The sequence below is a fragment of the Streptococcus sp. SGI.013 genome (genome assembly GCF_050315295.1).
Lineage (GTDB): Bacteria > Bacillota > Bacilli > Lactobacillales > Streptococcaceae > Streptococcus > Streptococcus porcorum.
Genome location: NZ_JBNPOS010000100.1, coordinates 1 through 425 on the forward strand (window position 1 = coordinate 1; position 425 = coordinate 425).

Sequence of the window (425 nt, forward strand, 5' to 3'; positions counted from 1 at the left end):
TATAAATGCCGGCTACATGACTTGAACACGCGACCCTCTGATTACAAATCAGATGCTCTACCAACTGAGCTAAGCCGGCTAACTTCTCTAATGCGGGTTAAGGGACTTGAACCCCCACGCCGTTAAGCGCCAGATCCTAAATCTGGTGCGTCTGCCAATTCCGCCAAACCCGCATATGACCCGTACTGGGCTCGAACCAGTGACCCATTGATTAAAAGTCAATTGCTCTACCAACTGAGCTAACGAGTCATACCTTCAACTTTCATTGAACGGTCCCGACGGGAATCGAACCCGCGATCTTCGCCGTGACAGGGCGACGTGATAACCGCTACACTACGGGACCTATTGTATTTCTACAACTGATGGGAGTTAACGGGATCGAACCGCTGACCCTCTGCTTGTAAGGCAGATGCTCTCCCAGCTGA

4 tRNA genes are annotated in these 425 nt (G+C 51.1%); all 4 read right to left on the minus strand.

Features of this window, described 5'->3' with window-relative positions:
- Nucleotides 1–6: 6 nt before the first annotated feature.
- Nucleotides 7–79, minus strand: a tRNA-Thr gene (locus ACQRDX_RS09535).
- 12 nt (nt 80–91) lie between these two features.
- A tRNA-Leu gene (locus ACQRDX_RS09540) sits at nt 92–173 on the minus strand.
- A 3-nt stretch (nt 174–176) separates the two neighbouring features.
- Nucleotides 177–249, minus strand: a tRNA-Lys gene (locus ACQRDX_RS09545).
- 21 nt (nt 250–270) lie between these two features.
- Nucleotides 271–343 (minus strand) — tRNA-Asp (locus ACQRDX_RS09550).
- Nucleotides 344–425: the final 82 nt, after the last annotated feature.